Genomic DNA, 16,516 nt, shown 5'->3' with positions numbered 1-16,516 from the left:
GGGGACCTGCTTCGGGGGAACGGAAGGAGTGTGAGGGCCATGATCGTGGCTTTCGTCTTCGTCGCGGTGTTCGTGTTCGCCTTGGTCGCGGTGTTCAGCTTCGGGGGAAGCAGTCGGCGTCGTCGGGGTTCGCGGTGGAGCTCGGGTGCCGCGTCCGGCGTGTCGGGCGGCAGCTGGTGTGCCGGTGGCGACGGCGGTGGCGGGCACCACGGCGGTGGCGGGCACTCCTGCGGTGGCGGGTCGTCCTGTGGGAGCAGTGGTTCCTCGTGCGGGGGCGGTGGTTCCTCGTGCGGAGGAGGCGGGGGCGGATGCGGCGGAGGCAGCTGACACGGGGCAGCTGGTCCACCGGTTCCACCGGAGCGCCCGGCGGGGGGAGGCAACCCCCGCCGGGCGCTCCGGCGTTGTTGCCTTACTGAACAGTTGAACTGTGCAGCCCTCATGGGGATGGAAACCCTACGAAGTTGGGTAAAAACGCAGTGGCAGCATCGCCGACCATGATTCCCTCTTGAACGTCAGCACCGCCCAAGGACGTACGTCGCAGGTTTCGCAGAAAGCGTTCTGGATACCCGTCAGATGACGTCCTCGTGGGCACGAGCCGGCATCCCGACCTCCCGGTGAACGAACCGGGTGCGCCGGCCCCACCTCCATTGAGTGTTAGCGGAGCCGACCCATGCTCACGACCCTGAAGACTGCGTACACCGACACGCGCGCCGCGGACCTCGCCTGGGCCCTGGGGCGCGAGCCGCTGCCCGCGCTCGCCACCCTCGACCTGGAACTGGGCGGTGCGAAGATGCAGTTGAGACTGCTCGGCGCCTCGCACCAGGTCCTCCTGGAGGAGGACCGGGGCGGCTGCTCCGAGACCGTGGCCTGCATCCCCGGCAGCAGCACCCCGCTCCCGCTCGGCGTCTCCAAGCGCGTCGGCGAATGGGAGTACGAATTCGCCGCGCGCGTGGAGACGCTGTCGCAGGGCCAGTTCGCCGGCCGGGCACAGGAGTTGCTCGCCCTGGTCGCCGAACACCCGCACGGCCTGGCCGGGGTCTTCCCCGGCAGCCCGCACGCCTTCACCGCCCTGCTCGCGCAGCGTCACGAAGGGGCGCTGATGTGGCGTACGTGGCACGCGTATCCGCAGGACGGCCAGCTGGTGGCGACACGGAGCCGGGTGGGCGTGCGCATGCCGACGCCGGTGCCGTTGTGACGGAAGGGGGAGGCATAGAACGGGAGTTGCACCCATGTGGGGGACCCGGAGCGAGTGCGCGGTGACGTAGCGTTCCAGGGTGCTCGAGTCCTCGGTGCGGTTGCCGGTCTCTGCCCGGACAGGACGGTTCCTCGTTCTCGTGGGCGTGTTCGTCTGTGCTGCCTGCGGGCTCGTCTACGAACTCGAACTGGTCGCCCTCGCGTCGTACCTGATCGGCGACTCCGTCACCCAGGCCTCCGTCGTGCTCTCCGTGATGGTCTTCGCCATGGGCATCGGCTCGCTGCTCGCCAAGCGGCTGCGGTGCCGTGCCTCCGCCTGGTTCGGCCTCGTCGAGTCGGCGCTCGCGCTGGTCGGCGGGTGCAGTGCCATGGCGTTGTACGCGGCGTTCGCGTGGACCGGCGAGCGGGGCGAGGTGTGGGCGGACGGCTCGCGGTTCCTGCTCGTCGCGTTCTCCCTCGCCATCGGCGTCCTCATCGGCGCCGAGGTGCCGCTCCTGATGGTGCTCATCCAGCGGATCCGGCGCCAGGACGCGGGCGGCGCCGTCGCCGACCTCTTCGCCGCCGACTACGTGGGCGCCCTGGTGGGCGGGCTCGCCTTCCCCTTCCTGCTCCTGCCGCTGTTCGGGCAGCTGACGGGCGCCCTGTTCACCGGCGCGGTCAACGCCTTCGCGGGCGGCGCGCTCGTGTTCGGCCTGTTCCGGCGCGACCTCAGCGTCCGCGGCCGCTGGGCGCTGCTGACCGTCAACGTCCTCGTCCTCTCCCTGCTCGCCTCCGCCGCCGTGCTCGTCGACGACTTCGAGCGGGCCGCCCGGCGCGCGGTGTACGGCGCGGACGTCCGGGTCGCCGTCCAGACCGACGTCCAGGAAGTCGTCCTGACCGGCGGCCGGCACAGCACCCTCGACCTCTTCCTCGACGGACGCCTGCGCATCAGCGGCCGCGACGAGCGGCGCTACCACCGGGGCCTCGTGGCGCCCGCGATGCGCGGGCCGCACACCCGCGTCCTGGTCCTGGGCGGCGGCGACGGCCTCGCGGCGCGCGAGATCCTGCGCCACCGCGGGGTGCGCCGCGTCGACGTCGTCGAACTGGACGCGGGCGTGGTCGACCTGGCGCGGCACGACCGGGCGCTGAGCGAGCTCAACGGCCACGCCTACCGCGACCCGCGGGTCCACGTGGTGAACGCCGACGCCTTCCGCTGGCTGCGCTCCGCCCGCGCGCGGTACGACGTGGTGATCTGCGACCTGCCGGACCCGGGCATCACCGTCAGCACGAAGCTGTACTCCCAGGAGTTCTACGGCCTCGCCACCCGCGTCCTCGCCGGCTCCGGCCGCCTCGCCGTGCACGCGGGCCCGCTGGTGGCCCGCCCCCGCACCTTCTGGACGGTGGAGGCGACGCTGCGTTCGGCGGGGCTGCGGACCGTGCCGTACCGCGTGGGCGGGCGCCGGTCCGGGTTCGCCGCCGGGCCCGACCGGACGGCGCAGGGTGCCCGCGCGGTGCGCGACTGGGGCTTCGTGCTCGCCTCGCGGACCGAGCCCGTGCTGCTGAGGGCGGCGGGCTCCGCGGTGGTGCGGGCCGGGGCGGCCGCGGCCGAGCGGACCAGGCAGCCGGGGCTCCTGCCGTCCACCCTTGTGCATCCGCGTTACGCGAACTGACGTACAACACTTGACGAACAGTCGTACAAGTGGCGGCCTCCTGGGTAGGCTCCCATGCCATGGAGCATGAGGTGTTCGTTCCGGTTTCGGCAGAGCGGCTCCGGCAGGTCCTGGCCGACCCCGAGCGGGTCGCAGGGGCGGTCCCCGGGCTGCAGCGCGACGCGGAGGAGACGGCGGGCCCGCTCTCCGGGCGCCTCAAGGTGCGCGTCGGGGGCCAGGGCGGGCACACCATCACCTACCGCGGGTCCGCACGGACCGAGGCCCGCGGCGACGGTACGTACGCGATCGAGGCCGAGGGCGCCGAGGTGCGCGGGTCCGGGTCCGTGCAGGTCACGCTGACCGTGCGGCTCGCACCGGCCGTCGGGGGGACGACCCTCACGTTCGGCGGGGCCGCCGTCGCGGACGGGCGGATCACCGAGGGTTCTCCCCAGGCTGTGGAAACCGTGGTGCACCGGCTGCTCGAACGGTTCGCCGAGGGGCTCGGCGCGGTGGCGCCGCCCGACACGGTGCCCGACGCCTCGGCCGACGCGGCCGGGACGCACACCGTCACCGTGTTCGAGACCGAGGTGCCGCCGCCCGCCCTCGACCCGCTGAACGACGACCTCGACGCGGTGGACGACGTCGACGACGCCGAGGACCTGGGCGATCTGGACGACATCGTCGTCGACGACGCGAGCGACGTGCGCGACGCGGACGACGTCGAGACCATCGACGTACCGCCCGCGGAGGCCGCCCACGCGCGCCGCACCATGATCGGCCGGTCCGCCGAGGAGGTCGACCACGCCCCGCCCCGCGGCCGGTACGCGCCCGCGCCCGCCCCCGAGTCCCTCACCGCCAGTGCCACGCTGCGCTGGGCCGCGCCCGCCGCCGCCCTCGCCCTGGCCTCGGCCGTCGTCGTCGGCAGGGCCCTGCGCCGCCGCCGCTGAGAGCCTGTCTTACGGGTCGGGGTCCGGTACGCCGTAGGGTCGGCACCGTGAGTACCGAAGACGTGACCCTGACCGCGGGCGCCGCGGAAGTGACGGTGCAGCCGGGCAACGGCTGCCGCATCGGAAGTCTGCGCATCGACGGTGTCGAACTGCTCAGGCAGGGGGAGCGCTACGGCTGCTTCCCGATGGTGCCGTGGTGCGGCCGCATCGAGAACGGCCGGTTCCAGGACGGCGCGACGGTCCACCGGATGCCGGTGAACTCCCCGCCGCACGCCATTCACGGCTTCGGCCGGGACGCCGCGTGGCGCACGGCCCGCGCCGGTGGGAGCGAGGCGGTCTTCACGTACGACCTGACCGACCCCTGGCCCTACCCGGGCCGCGTCACCCAGATCGTGGAGCTCACCGAGGAGGCGCTGACGCTGCGCCTCGGCATCGAGTCGCGCGGCGGCTCCTTCCCCGCGCAGGCCGGCTGGCACCCGTGGTTCCGCCGCGGCCTCGGCGGCGAGGACGTCCACCTCGACTTCTCCCCCGCCTGGCAGGAGGAGCGCGGCGCCGACCACCTGCCCACCGGCCGCCGGATCGATCCGCTCCCCGGCCCCTGGGACGACTGCTTCGGCATGCCCGACGGGGTGGACGTGACGCTGACCTGGCCCGGACAGTTCGAGCTGAACGTCAGCAGCCGCGAGCAGTGGGTCGTCGTCTACGACGAGCAGGAGGCCGCGGTCTGCGTGGAGCCGCAGACCGGCCCGCCCAACGGGCTCAACACCGACCCGCGCCTGGTCACCCCCATCGAGCCGCTGGAGACGGCGACGACCTGGACCTGGCGACGGCTTTAAGCTCTACGGCATGACTGACGTACGCGGCGACCTGCTGCAGCAGATCAAGGACAAGGCCGTCGTGCACGGCAAGGTGACGCTCTCCTCCGGCCTGGAGGCCGACTACTACATCGACCTCCGCCGGATCACCCTCGACGGCGAGGCCGCCCCCTTGGTCGGCGAGGTCCTGCTCGACCTCACCGAGGACCTCGACTTCGACGCCGTGGGCGGCCTGACCATGGGCGCCGACCCCGTCGCGGGCGCGATGCTGCACGCCTCCGCCGCGCGCGGCAAGCGCCTGGACGCCTTCGTCGTCCGCAAGGCCGCCAAGGCGCACGGCATGCAGCGCCGCGTCGAGGGCCCGGACATCAGGGGCCGCCGCGTCCTGGTCGTCGAGGACACCTCCACCACCGGCGGCTCCCCGCTGACCGCCGTCGAGGCCGTCCGCGAGGCGGGCGCCGAGGTCGTCGGCGTCGCCACGATCGTGGACCGGGCCACCGGCGCGGGCGAGAAGATCACCGAGGGCGCGGGCGTGCCGTACCTCTTCGCGTACTCCAAGGACGACCTCGGCCTGACCGACTGACCCGACCGACTGACCCGACCGACCCGACCGGGTCCAGGATCCGGACGGACCGGAGCCGCCCGGCGAGTCTGGAAAGATGGGGGCGACGATGACGTCGCCCCCTTAGGTCAGGGCCAAGCACACACCCGCACATCACAAGGAGCGGACACATGCCCATCGCAACTCCCGAGGTCTACGCCGAGATGCTCGACCGGGCGAAGGCAGGCAAGTTCGCCTACCCGGCCATCAACGTGACCTCCTCGCAGACCCTGCACGCGGCCCTGCGCGGCTTCGCGGAGGCCGAGAGCGACGGCATCATCCAGATCTCCACCGGTGGTGCGGAGTTCCTGGGCGGCCAGCACAACAAGGACATGGTGACGGGCGCCGTGGCCCTCGCCGAGTTCGCGCACATCGTCGCCGCGAAGTACGGCATCACCGTCGCGCTGCACACCGACCACTGTCCCAAGGACAAGCTGGACACGTACGTCCGTCCGCTGCTCGACGTCTCCGCCGAGCGCGTCAAGGCCGGCCGTGACCCGCTGTTCCAGTCGCACATGTGGGACGGTTCCGCCGAGACCCTCGCCGACAACCTGGCCATCGGCCAGGAGCTGCTCGCGAAGGCCGCCGCCGCGAAGATCATCCTTGAGGTCGAGATCACCCCGACCGGTGGCGAGGAGGACGGCGTCACGCACGAGATCAACGACGAGCTGTACACGACCGTCGACGACGCGCTGCGCACCGCCGAGGCCCTGGGCCTCGGCGACAAGGGCCGCTACCTGCTCGCCGCCTCCTTCGGCAACGTCCACGGCGTCTACAAGCCGGGCAACGTCGTCCTGCGCCCCGAGCTCCTCAAGGACCTCCAGGAGGGCGTCGCCGCGAAGTACGGCAAGCCGGCCGGCGCGCAGCCCTTCGACTTCGTGTTCCACGGCGGCTCGGGATCGACCGCCGAGGAGATCGCGACCGCCCTGGAGAACGGCGTCGTGAAGATGAACCTCGACACGGACACGCAGTACGCCTTCACGCGTCCCGTCGCGGACCACATGTTCAAGAACTACGACGGCGTCCTGAAGGTCGACGGCGAGGTCGGCTCGAAGAAGACGTACGACCCGCGCACCTGGGGCAAGGCCGCCGAGGCGGGCATGGCCACGCGCGTCACCGAGGCGTGCGCGAACCTGCGCTCCACGGGCACGAAGCTGAAGTAGCCGCCCTCGCCTCCCGGCACCGGCTCCGACGGGCCCGGCACCCTTCCCTGGGTGCCGGGCCCGTCCGCGCATGGCGCAGACTTGGGCCCATGGCCATTCACAAGGATCTGCTCGGGGGACCGCCCCCGACCCACCTGCCCGACGACCCCGAGCCGCGCGAGCTGCTCGCGAACGGCGCGGCGCCCTCGGACGTCGCCGCGAAGTACCCCATGTCCTCGCTCGCCTGGGCGCAGCTCGCCGACGAGGCGTTCGAGCGGGGCAGCGTCGTCGAGTCGTACGCGTACGCCCGTACCGGGTACCACCGCGGCCTCGACGCCCTGCGCCGCAGCGGCTGGAAGGGCCATGGGCCCGTGCCGTGGGAGCACGAGCCGAACCGGGGCTTCCTGCGGGCGCTGCACGGGCTCGCGCGGGCCGCGCAGGCGATCGGGGAGCAGGAGGAGTACGAGCGCTGCGCGGGCTTCTTGCGGGATTCTTCGGAGACCGCGGCGGAGACGCTCGGCTGACGTTGGGCGGGGGTTCGGGGGCGCTGCCCCCGGGCCCCCGTTCTCTTTCGGCCTGGACGGCCTCGTCCTCAAGCGCCGGACGGGCTGGAACCCCCCGGCGCGGGCGCCTTTCAGGGGCGCGGGGAACTGCGCGATCAGCCACAACGAGCCCGCAGGTGGACTCAGACCAGTGTGCGCAGCAGGCTCGCGTCGTACGGCGCCGCCTCCGCCAGGCGGCCCGTCATCGCCTTGTCCGCCCACTCCGGGTCCGCGATCAGGGAGCGGCCCACCGCGATGACGTCGAACTCGTCGCGCTCCATGCGGTCCAGGAGCAGGTCGATGCCGGTCGACGCGCTTTCCGCGGCGAAGCCCTGCGGGCCGATGAACTCCTTGTCGAGGCCGACCGAGCCCACGGAGAGCGTGGCCTTTCCGGTGAGCTTCTTGACCCAGCCCGCGAGGTTGAGGTCCGCGCCGTCGAACTCGGGGAGCCAGTAGCGGCGCGTGGAGGCGTGGAAGGCGTCGACGCCCGCCGCCGCCAACGGGCTGAGCAGGGCGTCCAGTTCGGCCGGGTCCGTGGCCAGCTTCGCGTCGAAGGCGTACGCCTTCCACTGGGAGAGCCGGAAGATCACGGGGAACGTCGGCGAGACCGCCGCGCGGACCGCCTCGACGATCTCCGCGGCGAAGCGGGTGCGGGAGGCGAGGTCGCCGCCGTAGGCGTCGGTGCGGCGGTTGGTGGTGTTCCAGAGGAACTGGTCGATCAAGTAGCCGTGCGCGCCGTGCAGTTCGACGCCGTCGAAGCCGAGCCGCTCGGCGGCGGCCGCGCTGTCGGCGAAGGCGCCGATCACCGCGTCGATGTCCGCGCCCGTCATCGTCCGGCCCTTGGCGGTGCCGTCGAGGGCGAGGCCGGAGGGGCCCGCGGAGGGTGCGGCGGGTATGGGGCCCTGGCCCTCGTCGCGGGTCGTGCCGACGTGCCAGAGCTGCGGGACGATCCTGCCGCCCGCCGCGTGCACGGCGTCGGCGACCCGGAGCCAGCCGTCGAGGGCGGCGTCGCCGTGGAAGCGTGGGACGCGGTGGCTGCTGCCCGCCGACGCGTGGTCGACGTACGTGCCCTCGGTGATGATCAGGCCGACGCCGCCCGCGGCGCGCCGCGCGTAGTACTCCGCGACGTCCGCGCCGGGCACGCCGTCCGGCGAGAACTCGCGGGTCATGGGCGCCATGGCGATGCGGTTGCGGAGGCTGAGGCCGTTGATGTCGAAGGGGCGGCCGAGGATGTTCGCGGCTCGTGAGGTGGTGTTTTCCGTGGCTTCCATGCGTTCTCCCGGAGATTCTGCAGGGTGTACGGCGCGAACAGAGGCATACGCGTCTGACAGCACTGTAAGTGCTTTGCCCATGTCGATGCCAAGAGGGGTACCGTGAACGGCATGAACTGGCCCGCGACCGAGCGCCTCTGTCTGACCCCCGCGCCCGGCGGCCTCGCCCTCGTTCAGGAGCTCCTGAACACCGCGCCCGCCGGCCACGCCGACTCCGCCGACTCCGCCGACCTGCTCGCCGACGGGGCGCTCGGCCCCGCCCAGGAGTGGGCCGACCTGGCCGTACGGTCCTGGGCCGCGGAGACCGGCCGGGGCGACGTGCGCCTGACCCTGGCCGCCGACGACCTGCCGAAGCTGCGCTGCCTGCGCGACCAGCTGCGCCGCGCGCTGGCCGCCGGGGAGCAGGACGGCTGCTCGGTGCGCTTCACGTCCGCGCCGATCGTGGTCGAGCTCTCCGGGAACGGCGCCCTGACCGTGGAGCCGGAGGGCGCGGGGGCGCGCTGGCTGGTCTCCGCCGTCCTCGCCGAAGGGCTGCTCGCCCAGGCCACGGGCCTCTGGCGACGGCTGAAGATCTGCCGCAACGAGTACTGCGCCGCCGCGTTCTACGACCGCTCCCGCAACAACAGCGGCGTCTGGCACTCGGTGCGCGGCTGCGGGAACGCCGCCCATCTGCGGGCCTGCCGGGAGCGTCGCCGGGCGGGGGCGGGCGAGGGGATCTCCGTCCAGGCCTGACAGCAGCGTCGGGGATTCGCTGCTGTATGGCGTGTGTGAGCCCTTGCCGATTCCGGGAAAGTTGCAGAAGATTCCCGTGGGGACCGGGGCCCCCGTGTCGGTAACGGCAGGGGCGGACCGCTACCCGGAGTACGTATCGAGGAGACAGCGATGTCCCCAGAGACGCCCGAGGCTTCCCACGAGGAGCGCGCGTCCACCGAGGTCCCCGAGGCGGAGAGCCCGAACCTCGACTTCGCGGGAACCACCCCGTACGAGGACTACGTCCAGGCGGACGTCCTCACCCACCTGCAGCACCTGCGCTCGGACGACCCCGGAGAGATGGTCTTCCTGGTCACCACCCAGGTCATGGAGCTGTGGTTCACGGTGATCGTCCACGAGTGGGAGACCGCGGCGCACGCCCTGCGCCGCGACGACATCCCCGCGGCGCAGAACGCGCTCAAGCGCAGCCTGCGCGAGCTGGAGGCCCTGAACGCCTCCTGGCACCCGCTCGCCCAGCTCACCCCCGCCCAGTTCAACTCCTACCGCGGCGCGCTCGGCGAGGGGTCCGGCTTCCAGTCCGCGATGTACCGCCGCATGGAGTTCCTGCTCGGCGACAAGTCCGCGTCCATGCTCGTCCCGCACCGGGGCGCGCCGCGCGTCCACGCGGAGCTGGAGAAGGCGCTGCAGGACCCGAGCCTGTACGACGAGGTGCTCAGCCTCCTCGCCCGGCGCGGATACGCGATACCGGACGCCGTCCTGCAGCGCGACCTCACCAAGAAGTACGAGCCGTCGCCCGAGGTCGAGGCCGTCTGGACCGAGCTCTACTCCGGCGACGAGAGCGGCGAACTGGCCCGCCTCGGCGAGACGTTGACGGACGTCGCCGAGCTGGTCTGGCGCTGGCGCAACGACCACCTGGTCGCCACCCGCCGCGCGATGGGCGCCAAGACCGGTACGGGCGGCTCGGCCGGTGTGGCGTGGCTGGAGAAGCGGGCGGCGAAGAACGTCTTCCCCGAGCTGTGGACTGCGAGGAGCCATGTCTGACGTCCGTTCCGGTGCCGTACCGGACCTCGCGGCCGAGGCGGCGAAGCTGGACGCCGACGACGAACTGCGGGACAGCCGCGCCCGGTTCGTCCTCGACGACACCGTCTACCTGGACGGCAACTCGCTGGGCGCGCTGCCCGCGCACGTGCCGGACCGGGTGGCCGACGTCATCAGCCGCCAGTGGGGCGAGCTGCGCATCCGCTCCTGGGACGAGAGCGGCTGGTGGACCGCGCCCGAGCGCATCGGCGACCGCATCGCCCCGCTGGTGGGCGCCGCCCCGGGGCAGATCGTGGTCGGCGACTCCACCAGCGTGAACGTCTTCAAGGCGCTGGTGGCCGCCGTCCGCATCGCCCGTGCGGCGGACGAGGGGCGCGTCGAGATCGTCGTCGACGCCACCACGTTCCCCACGGACGGGTACATCGCGCAGTCGGCGGCCCGCCTCACCGGCTGCCGCCTCGTCCCGGCCGCCCCCGCCGAGGTCCCCGGCGCCCTCGGCGAGCGCACCGCCGCCGTCCTGCTCAACCACGCCGACTACCGCACCGGCCGCCTGCACGACCTGCCCGGCCTGACCCGGGCCGTGCACGACGCGGGCGCGCTCGTGGTCTGGGACCTGTGCCACACCGCGGGCGCGCTGCCCGTCGGGCTCGACGCGCACGGCGTGGACCTCGCGGTCGGCTGCACCTACAAGTACCTGAACGGAGGCCCGGGTTCGCCCGCCTACCTCTACGTACGGGCGGACCTGCAGCCCCGCTTCGACTCCCCGCTGCCCGGCTGGAACTCGCACGCCGAACCCTTCGGGATGCGGCCCGAGTTCGAGGCGGCTGACGGGGCGCTGCGCGGCCGCGTCGGCACCCCGGACATCCTGTCGATGCTCGCCCTGGAGGCGGCGCTCGACGTGTGGGACGGCGTCGGCGTCGACGCCGTGCGCGCCAAGTCCCTCGCCCTGACCGACTTCTTCCTGCGGTGCGTCGGGGCGTACGTGCCCGAGGGACGCGTCGTGTCCCTGACTCCGGCCGCGCACGCCGAGCGCGGCAGCCAGGTCGCGCTCCGCTGTCCGGGCGCGGGCGACGTGATGCGCCGGCTCATCGAGCGGGGCGTGGTCGGCGACTACCGCGCGCCCGACGTGCTGCGCTTCGGGTTCACGCCGCTGTACGTCTCCTTCGGCGACGCCGAACGGGCCGCTCGGGTGCTCGCGGACACGCTGGACTGATAGCGTCCGGCGGATCTTGCCCCCGCGATTCCGCCCGCAGGAAGCGCGGGGGCAGTGCCGCCAGCCGCACTGCCGTTGAGAGGTTGCCGCATGCCGGACGACGCCGCCGTGGCCCGCGATGCCGCCGAGGCCGACGCCGCCTTCGCGCATCCCGCCGTGAAGCCGGACACCACCGCCGCGTACGGGGAACACCCCGACCAGATCGTCGACTTCTACGCCCCCAGGGGTGACGCGGGCGGCCCCGCGCCGCTCGTCGTCGTCCTGCACGGCGGCGCGTGGCGGGCGCCCTACGACCGGCACCACATCACCCCGTTCGCGGACTTCCTGGCCCGCCGGGGCTTCGCGGTGGCCAACGTCGAGTACCGCAGGGGCAGTCCGATCCCCGCGCAGGGCGGCACGGGCCCGGTCGCCGGGCGCTGGCCCGAGACGTTCGACGACGTGGCGGCCGCCCTCGACGCGCTGCCCGCCCTCGTCCACGCCGCGCTGCCCGCCGCCGACCCGCGCCGCACCGTGGTGACCGGGCACTCCGCGGGCGGCCACCTCGCCCTGTGGGCGGCCGCGCGGCACGTGCTGCCCGCCGACTCCCCCTGGCACACCGCCCGCCCGGCCCCGCTGCGCGGCGTCGTCGCGCTCGCGCCGATCGCGGACCTCCGCGCCGCCGAGGAGCTGGCCGTCTGCGACGGCGCGTCGGCGCAACTCCTGGGCGGTGGCGACCGGTTCGCGGAGCGGCTGCCGTACGCCGACCCGGCGGCCCTGCTCCCGACGGGCATCGCCACGACCGTCGTGCAGGGACGCACCGACATCGTCGTGCCGCAGGCGGTGGCCGAGGCGTACGCCGACGCGGCCGCGAGGGCGGGCGAGGTCGTGGGCCTCACGCTCCTGGAGGACGTGGGGCACTTCCCGCTCATCGACCCGGCGGCGGACGCCTGCGCGGTGGTCGCCGAAGAGATCGCGCAACTGGCCTTCTGACCGGCCCGGGACCGCGGAGACGGGGCCGGGGGATACCCGTAATACCTGAGAGCTACCCCGAGGCTGCATACCCCAGCGGGATGTGAGCGACAGAGACTGATCCATAACTTCCCTTCCGTGGAGGCGAGTCGGAGCACCGGCCCGCGAAACGGCGGAAGGGAAGCGCACGATGAGGATCCGGGCCCGGCGGCTGCGCCGCACTCTGCTGGCCTTCGGGGTCGCGGCCGCCGTGGCCGTTCCGGTGTCGGGCGCCGCCCGCCCCGAGATCCCGGCCCCGGCCCCCGCCGCCCTGGGCCGCGTCACGGCGCAGGGCCTGCCCGCCGCGTACGCCGCGAACCGGGCGAACGCCACTGAGGCGGCGGACCTCGCCGACGGGTACGGCGCCGCACGGCGGGCCGCCGCGCTGCGCTCCATGGCCGCGCCCGGCCGGCAGTTCCTCGCCTTCGACGGGCGCGGGACGGGACGCACCGCCGAGGTCTTCGGCGACCTGGCGGCCGCGGACCGCGTCGCCGTCCTGGTGCCCGGCTCGGACACCTCCCTCGACACGTACGGCAGGCTGCGCTCCGGCGCCCTCGCCCTGCGCGCGGCGGCCGGACCCCGCACCGCCGTGGTGGCCTGGCTCGGCTACGAGACGCCGGGCACGGTCAGCCCCGCCGTCCTGACCACGGGCCGCGCGAAGGAGGCGGCGCCCGCCCTGCGCTCCTTCGTCGGCACCCTGCACGGCATCAACGCCGACGCCCGCGTCGCCCTGCTCTGCCACTCCTACGGCTCGGTGGTGTGCGCCGCCGCCGCTTCGGGACCGCGTGGCCTGGACGTCGCCGACATCGCGCTCTACGGCAGCCCGGGCACCGGCGTCGACACGGCGGACGACCTGCGCACCCGGGCCCGGATCTGGGTGGGCCGCGGCGCCGACGACTGGATCGCGGACGTGCCGCACACGAGCGTCGGCCTCTTCGGCGCCACCGTCGGCTTCGGCACCGACCCCGTCTCCGGCCACTTCGGCGCCCGCGTCTTCGCGGCGGGCGACGGCGGCCACAGCGACTACCTGGAGCCGGGCTCCGTACCGCTCGCCAGCCTCGCCGGGATCGCGCGCGGGAACGGACCGGAGGCCAGTGATGCGTGAGCGCCTCTCCGCACGCGCCCGGCGCCTCGACGCCGCCACACCCCCCGGCAGGGACCGCGGCCTCGACGCCCTGCGGGCCCTCGCCATCCTCGGTGTGGTCGGCGGGCACTGGCTGGTCACCGCCCTGGTGTCGGACGGCGGCGCCCTGCGCGCCGCCAGCCCGCTGCGGCACCAGCCCTGGCTCACGCCCGCCTCCTGGATCTTCCAGACGCTCGCCGTGTTCTTCCTCGTCGGCGGATACGTGGCGACGAGGAGCCACGCGTCGGCCCGCGCCCGCGGCACCGGCCACGGACCGTGGCTCGCGGCCCGGCTCGGCCGCCTCTTCCGGCCCCTCGCCGCGGTGCTCGCACTGTGGACGGTCGTCGGCGCGGGCCTGGTCCTGTCGGGCGCGGACCCCGGCACGGTGCACACACTGGTGAAGCTGGCGCTCTCACCGCTGTGGTTCCTGCTGGTCCTCGCCGGGCTCACCGCGCTCACGCCGCTGGTGCGACGGCTGCACCCGCTGTGGCCGCTCGCCGTCGTCCTCCACGTGGACCTCGTACGGTTCGGCTTCGGCGGCCCCGACCGGCTCGGCTGGATCAACCTGGCGGCCGGCTGGCTCGTGCCGTGGACGCTGGGCGCGGCCTGGGCGCGGGGCGAGCTGACGCGGCGCGCGGGCCGGGTGCTCCTGGTGGGCGGCGCGGCGGCGGCCGCGGGCCTCGTCCTGTGGGCCGGTTACCCCGCCTCGATGGTGGGCGTCCCCGGCGCGGCCGTGTCGAACCTGAACCCGCCCACGCTGGCGGCCGTCGCCTTCGGCCTCGCCCAGTGCGGCCTGGCGATCCTGCTGCGGGAGCCGCTCGCCCGCGCGCTCCGCCGCCCCACGGCGTGGGCGGCGGTGGCGCTGACGAACCTCTCCGCGATGACGGTATTCCTCTGGCACCAGACGGCCTTGATGGCGGTCACCGCGCTCGGCCTGCTCGCCGGGGCCCCGCTGCCCGGCCTGCACACGGCGCCGGACGGCTGGGGCTGGGTGCTCGCGCGCCTCGCCTGGCTGCCGGTGTTCGCACTCGCCCTCGCGGTGTGCCGGGCGGCGTTCGGCCCGTACGAGCGGGGCGGCGGGGCGCGGGGGCGGCGGGCGGCCGGGGGCGCGGGAGTGGGGGCGGCGCGGCGTGTCTAGGGTTGATCTTGTGACTGGTGGGGGCCGCGGGAGCGGTGACGGGGAGCGGTTCGGCGGGGCCGTCGTGGCGGTGCTGCAGGGCCTGCGCGCAGAGCTGTGGACGGTGGCGCGGATGCGGCTGCCGCCGCTGCGACGGCCCCGGCTGCTGCGCCGGGCCCCGCACGTCGTGATCGTCGGCGTCGCCGTCGGCACCACCGCCGGCAACTTCGACCAGCTGTCGGAGCGCTACCACATCGGGTACTCGCCCGGCACGTTCCTCGCGCTGCTGCTCGGCGGCGCCGTGCTCCTCGCCCTGGTGCGCCCGGTCCCCGCCTGGTGGCTGTCCCTCGGGGCGAGCACCTACGCCGCCGCCGTGGCGAGCCTGCCGCCCGGCCAGGGGGCCCAGCCCTGGCCGTGGGGGCCGCCCGCCCTGATCGCGCACGCGACGGTGACGCTGCTGCTCGCGCTGCGGCTGCCGCCCCGGGCCGCCTGGGCGGCCTGCGCCCTCGCCGTCGGCGTCCCGCTCCTGCTGCAGCAGTCGAGCAACAAGGGGCCGGGCCCGTACGACACCACCGTGCCGCTCTCGGCGATCGTCTTCGGCGTCCTCACCCTCGTCGGCACGCTGCTGCACGGCCGCCGCGAGACCCGCACCCGGCTCGTCGAACAGGAGACGCTCACCGCCGAGGAGCGGGCCCGCCGCACCCTTCTGGAGGAGCGCAGCCGCATCGCCCGCGAACTGCACGACGTCGTCGCCCACCACATGTCCGTGATCTCCATCCAGGCGCAGGTCGCCCCGCACCTGGTGAAGGACCCGCCCGCCGAGCTCAGGGAGAACCTCGACGGCATCCGCGAGAACGCCCTCGAAGCCCTCACCGAACTGCGCCGCGTCCTCGGCGTCCTGCGCGCGGAGAACCCGGACGCCCCCGAGGCCGCCCCGCAGGCCCCGCTGCCCACCCTCGACCGCCTGGACGGCCTCCTCGACAACGCGCGCGCGGCCGGTCTGAGCGTCCACCGCGAGAGCACCGGCGCGCCGCGCCCGCTGCCGCCCGGCGTGGACCTGTCGGCGTACCGCATCGTGCAGGAGGCGCTCAGCAACGCGATCCGGCACGCGCCGGGCTCGACGGTGCGCGTCGAGCTCGGGTACGCGCGCGGCGGCCTGCGCGTGCGCGTCACCGACTCCGGTGCCCGCTCGAAGGCCCCGCCCTCGCCCGGCGCGGGCCACGGGCTGCTCGGCATGCGCGAGCGGGCCGCCATGCTGGGCGGCGACCTCGCCACGGGACCCACCCCGGGCGGCGGCTACGAGGTCACCGCCTTCCTGCCCGCGAACGCCCTGCCGACCGATCCCCCCGACAGAGAGATCCGACCATGACGATCCGAGTGCTGATCGCCGACGACCAGATCATGGTCAGACAGGGCTTCTCCGTCCTGCTCAACGCGGAGCCGGACATCGAGGTGACCGGTCAGGCCGTCGACGGCGCGGACGCGGTGGCCCAGGTCGCCGCGCTCGCGCCGGACGTGGTCCTGATGGACATCCGCATGCCCGAGCTGAGCGGCATCGAGGCCACCCGCCGCATCACGGCGGACCGGCCCGACGTGCGGGTCCTGGTCCTGACCACCTTCGACCTCGACGAGTACGTGTACGAGGCGCTGCGCGCGGGCGCCTCCGGCTTCCTCCTGAAGGACGCCTCCGCGCACCAGCTCGCCGAGGCCGTCCGCGTGGTGGCCGCGGGTGACGCGCTGCTCGCGCCCGGCATCACCCGGCGCCTCATCGCGGAGTTCTCCCGCATGGACGGCGGGCCGCGCGGCCCCCTGAAATCGCGGGTGGGCGAGCTCACCGAGCGCGAGACGGAGGTCCTGGCCCTGATCGCGCAGGGCCTGTCGAACGCGGAGATAGCGGCCCGCCTCGTCGTCGCCGAACAGACCGTGAAGACCCACGTGGGCCGCATCCTGGTGAAACTGGGCCTGCGCGACCGCACACAGGCGGCGGTGTTCGCGTACGAGTCGGGCGTGGTGCGTCCAGGGAAGCCGTCCGCTTGAGAGGTCGTTTCATCCTGTTGTTTCATCCCTGAATGCGGCTTTGGTGTGCTGGTGGCGGGTCGCGCCAGGAGATGGTGTTCTCGCCGGTGAGGCGGCGGGCCATGAGGTCGGTCATGGCGAGGTGGATCATGGCTTCGGAACGCGGCGGCA

General features: G+C 73.9%; 16 protein-coding genes and 1 pseudogene. 15 read left to right on the top strand and 2 right to left on the bottom strand.

Annotated features, from left to right (window positions below; translation table 11 throughout):
* The first annotated feature begins 670 nt into the window (after positions 1 to 670).
* The 7 genes from ACZ69I_RS38435 to ACZ69I_RS38405 all read left to right on the top strand — a co-directional run bounded on the left by ACZ69I_RS38435 (position 671) and on the right by ACZ69I_RS38405 (position 6,851).
* A complete protein-coding gene (locus ACZ69I_RS38435) occupies positions 671 to 1,195 on the top strand; it encodes a DUF2617 family protein (protein ID WP_470837142.1) in 525 nt (174 codons plus the stop codon).
* A gap of 79 nt (positions 1,196 to 1,274) precedes the next feature.
* The gene (locus ACZ69I_RS38430; RefSeq protein WP_467674377.1) at positions 1,275 to 2,843 is read left to right on the top strand and encodes a polyamine aminopropyltransferase; all 1,569 of its coding nucleotides are present in this window, start codon (positions 1,275 to 1,277) and stop codon (positions 2,841 to 2,843) included.
* A 59-nt stretch (positions 2,844 to 2,902) separates the two neighbouring features.
* The gene (locus ACZ69I_RS38425; RefSeq protein WP_470837141.1) at positions 2,903 to 3,769 is read left to right on the top strand and encodes an SRPBCC domain-containing protein; all 867 of its coding nucleotides are present in this window, start codon (positions 2,903 to 2,905) and stop codon (positions 3,767 to 3,769) included.
* A 47-nt stretch (positions 3,770 to 3,816) separates the two neighbouring features.
* Entirely contained in the window at positions 3,817 to 4,605 is a 789-nt protein-coding gene (locus ACZ69I_RS38420) for an aldose epimerase family protein (protein WP_470837139.1), read from the top strand.
* Between the two features lie 10 nt (positions 4,606 to 4,615).
* Positions 4,616 to 5,167 carry an orotate phosphoribosyltransferase gene (gene pyrE / locus ACZ69I_RS38415; RefSeq protein WP_467674371.1) on the top strand — a complete coding sequence of 184 codons (552 nt, stop codon included), beginning with the start codon at positions 4,616 to 4,618 and terminating at the stop codon, positions 5,165 to 5,167.
* A gap of 149 nt (positions 5,168 to 5,316) precedes the next feature.
* Complete coding sequence (gene fbaA, locus ACZ69I_RS38410) at positions 5,317 to 6,348, top strand: class II fructose-bisphosphate aldolase (RefSeq protein WP_389717678.1); 1,032 nt, start codon at positions 5,317 to 5,319, stop codon at positions 6,346 to 6,348.
* Between the two features lie 89 nt (positions 6,349 to 6,437).
* Positions 6,438 to 6,851: a DUF3151 domain-containing protein gene (locus tag ACZ69I_RS38405; protein ID WP_467674369.1), complete on the top strand. Its 414-nt coding sequence runs from the start codon at positions 6,438 to 6,440 to the stop codon at positions 6,849 to 6,851.
* A 161-nt stretch (positions 6,852 to 7,012) separates the two neighbouring features.
* Here the strand turns inward: ACZ69I_RS38405 and ACZ69I_RS38400 are convergent, their stop codons facing one another.
* Entirely contained in the window at positions 7,013 to 8,140 is a 1,128-nt protein-coding gene (locus tag ACZ69I_RS38400; protein ID WP_470837138.1) for an NADH:flavin oxidoreductase, read from the bottom strand.
* Positions 8,141 to 8,251: 111 nt separating this feature from the next.
* Here ACZ69I_RS38400 and ACZ69I_RS38395 point away from each other — a divergent pair, with 111 nt between their 5' ends.
* From ACZ69I_RS38395 to ACZ69I_RS38360, 8 genes are all read left to right on the top strand, one after another.
* Positions 8,252 to 8,872 carry a CGNR zinc finger domain-containing protein gene (locus ACZ69I_RS38395; RefSeq protein ID WP_470837137.1) on the top strand — a complete coding sequence of 207 codons (621 nt, stop codon included), beginning with the start codon at positions 8,252 to 8,254 and terminating at the stop codon, positions 8,870 to 8,872.
* 150 nt (positions 8,873 to 9,022) lie between these two features.
* On the top strand, positions 9,023 to 9,892 hold the full coding sequence (locus ACZ69I_RS38390; RefSeq protein ID WP_467674363.1) for a tryptophan 2,3-dioxygenase family protein: 870 nt from the start codon (positions 9,023 to 9,025) through the stop codon (positions 9,890 to 9,892).
* Positions 9,885 to 11,102 (top strand): kynureninase, encoded by a 1,218-nt coding sequence (gene kynU, locus ACZ69I_RS38385; RefSeq protein WP_470837136.1) that lies wholly within the window; start codon positions 9,885 to 9,887, stop codon positions 11,100 to 11,102. Before ACZ69I_RS38390 ends, kynU begins: the two co-directional genes overlap by 8 nt.
* A gap of 90 nt (positions 11,103 to 11,192) precedes the next feature.
* The gene (locus ACZ69I_RS38380) at positions 11,193 to 12,071 is read left to right on the top strand and encodes an alpha/beta hydrolase (protein WP_467674359.1); all 879 of its coding nucleotides are present in this window, start codon (positions 11,193 to 11,195) and stop codon (positions 12,069 to 12,071) included.
* A 169-nt stretch (positions 12,072 to 12,240) separates the two neighbouring features.
* Positions 12,241 to 13,194 carry an alpha/beta hydrolase gene (locus ACZ69I_RS38375; RefSeq protein WP_470837135.1) on the top strand — a complete coding sequence of 318 codons (954 nt, stop codon included), beginning with the start codon at positions 12,241 to 12,243 and terminating at the stop codon, positions 13,192 to 13,194.
* Complete coding sequence (locus ACZ69I_RS38370; RefSeq protein ID WP_470837133.1) at positions 13,187 to 14,350, top strand: acyltransferase family protein; 1,164 nt, start codon at positions 13,187 to 13,189, stop codon at positions 14,348 to 14,350. The genes ACZ69I_RS38375 and ACZ69I_RS38370 overlap by 8 nt, the downstream gene beginning before the upstream one ends.
* 10 nt (positions 14,351 to 14,360) lie before the next feature.
* The gene (locus ACZ69I_RS38365; RefSeq protein ID WP_470837132.1) at positions 14,361 to 15,698 is read left to right on the top strand and encodes a sensor histidine kinase; all 1,338 of its coding nucleotides are present in this window, start codon (positions 14,361 to 14,363) and stop codon (positions 15,696 to 15,698) included.
* Positions 15,695 to 16,366 (top strand): response regulator, encoded by a 672-nt coding sequence (locus ACZ69I_RS38360; RefSeq protein WP_470837131.1) that lies wholly within the window; start codon positions 15,695 to 15,697, stop codon positions 16,364 to 16,366. The genes ACZ69I_RS38365 and ACZ69I_RS38360 overlap by 4 nt, the downstream gene beginning before the upstream one ends.
* A 22-nt stretch (positions 16,367 to 16,388) precedes the next feature.
* Here ACZ69I_RS38360 and ACZ69I_RS38355 read toward each other — a convergent pair.
* Positions 16,389 to 16,516: pseudogene (locus ACZ69I_RS38355) on the bottom strand (IS5 family transposase); the annotation flags it as partial.

The sequence above is a fragment of the Streptomyces sp. NPDC036815 genome (assembly GCF_055609205.1).
Note: the sequence above shows the minus strand (reverse complement) of the source record. Positions and strands in the feature narration are given on the sequence as shown.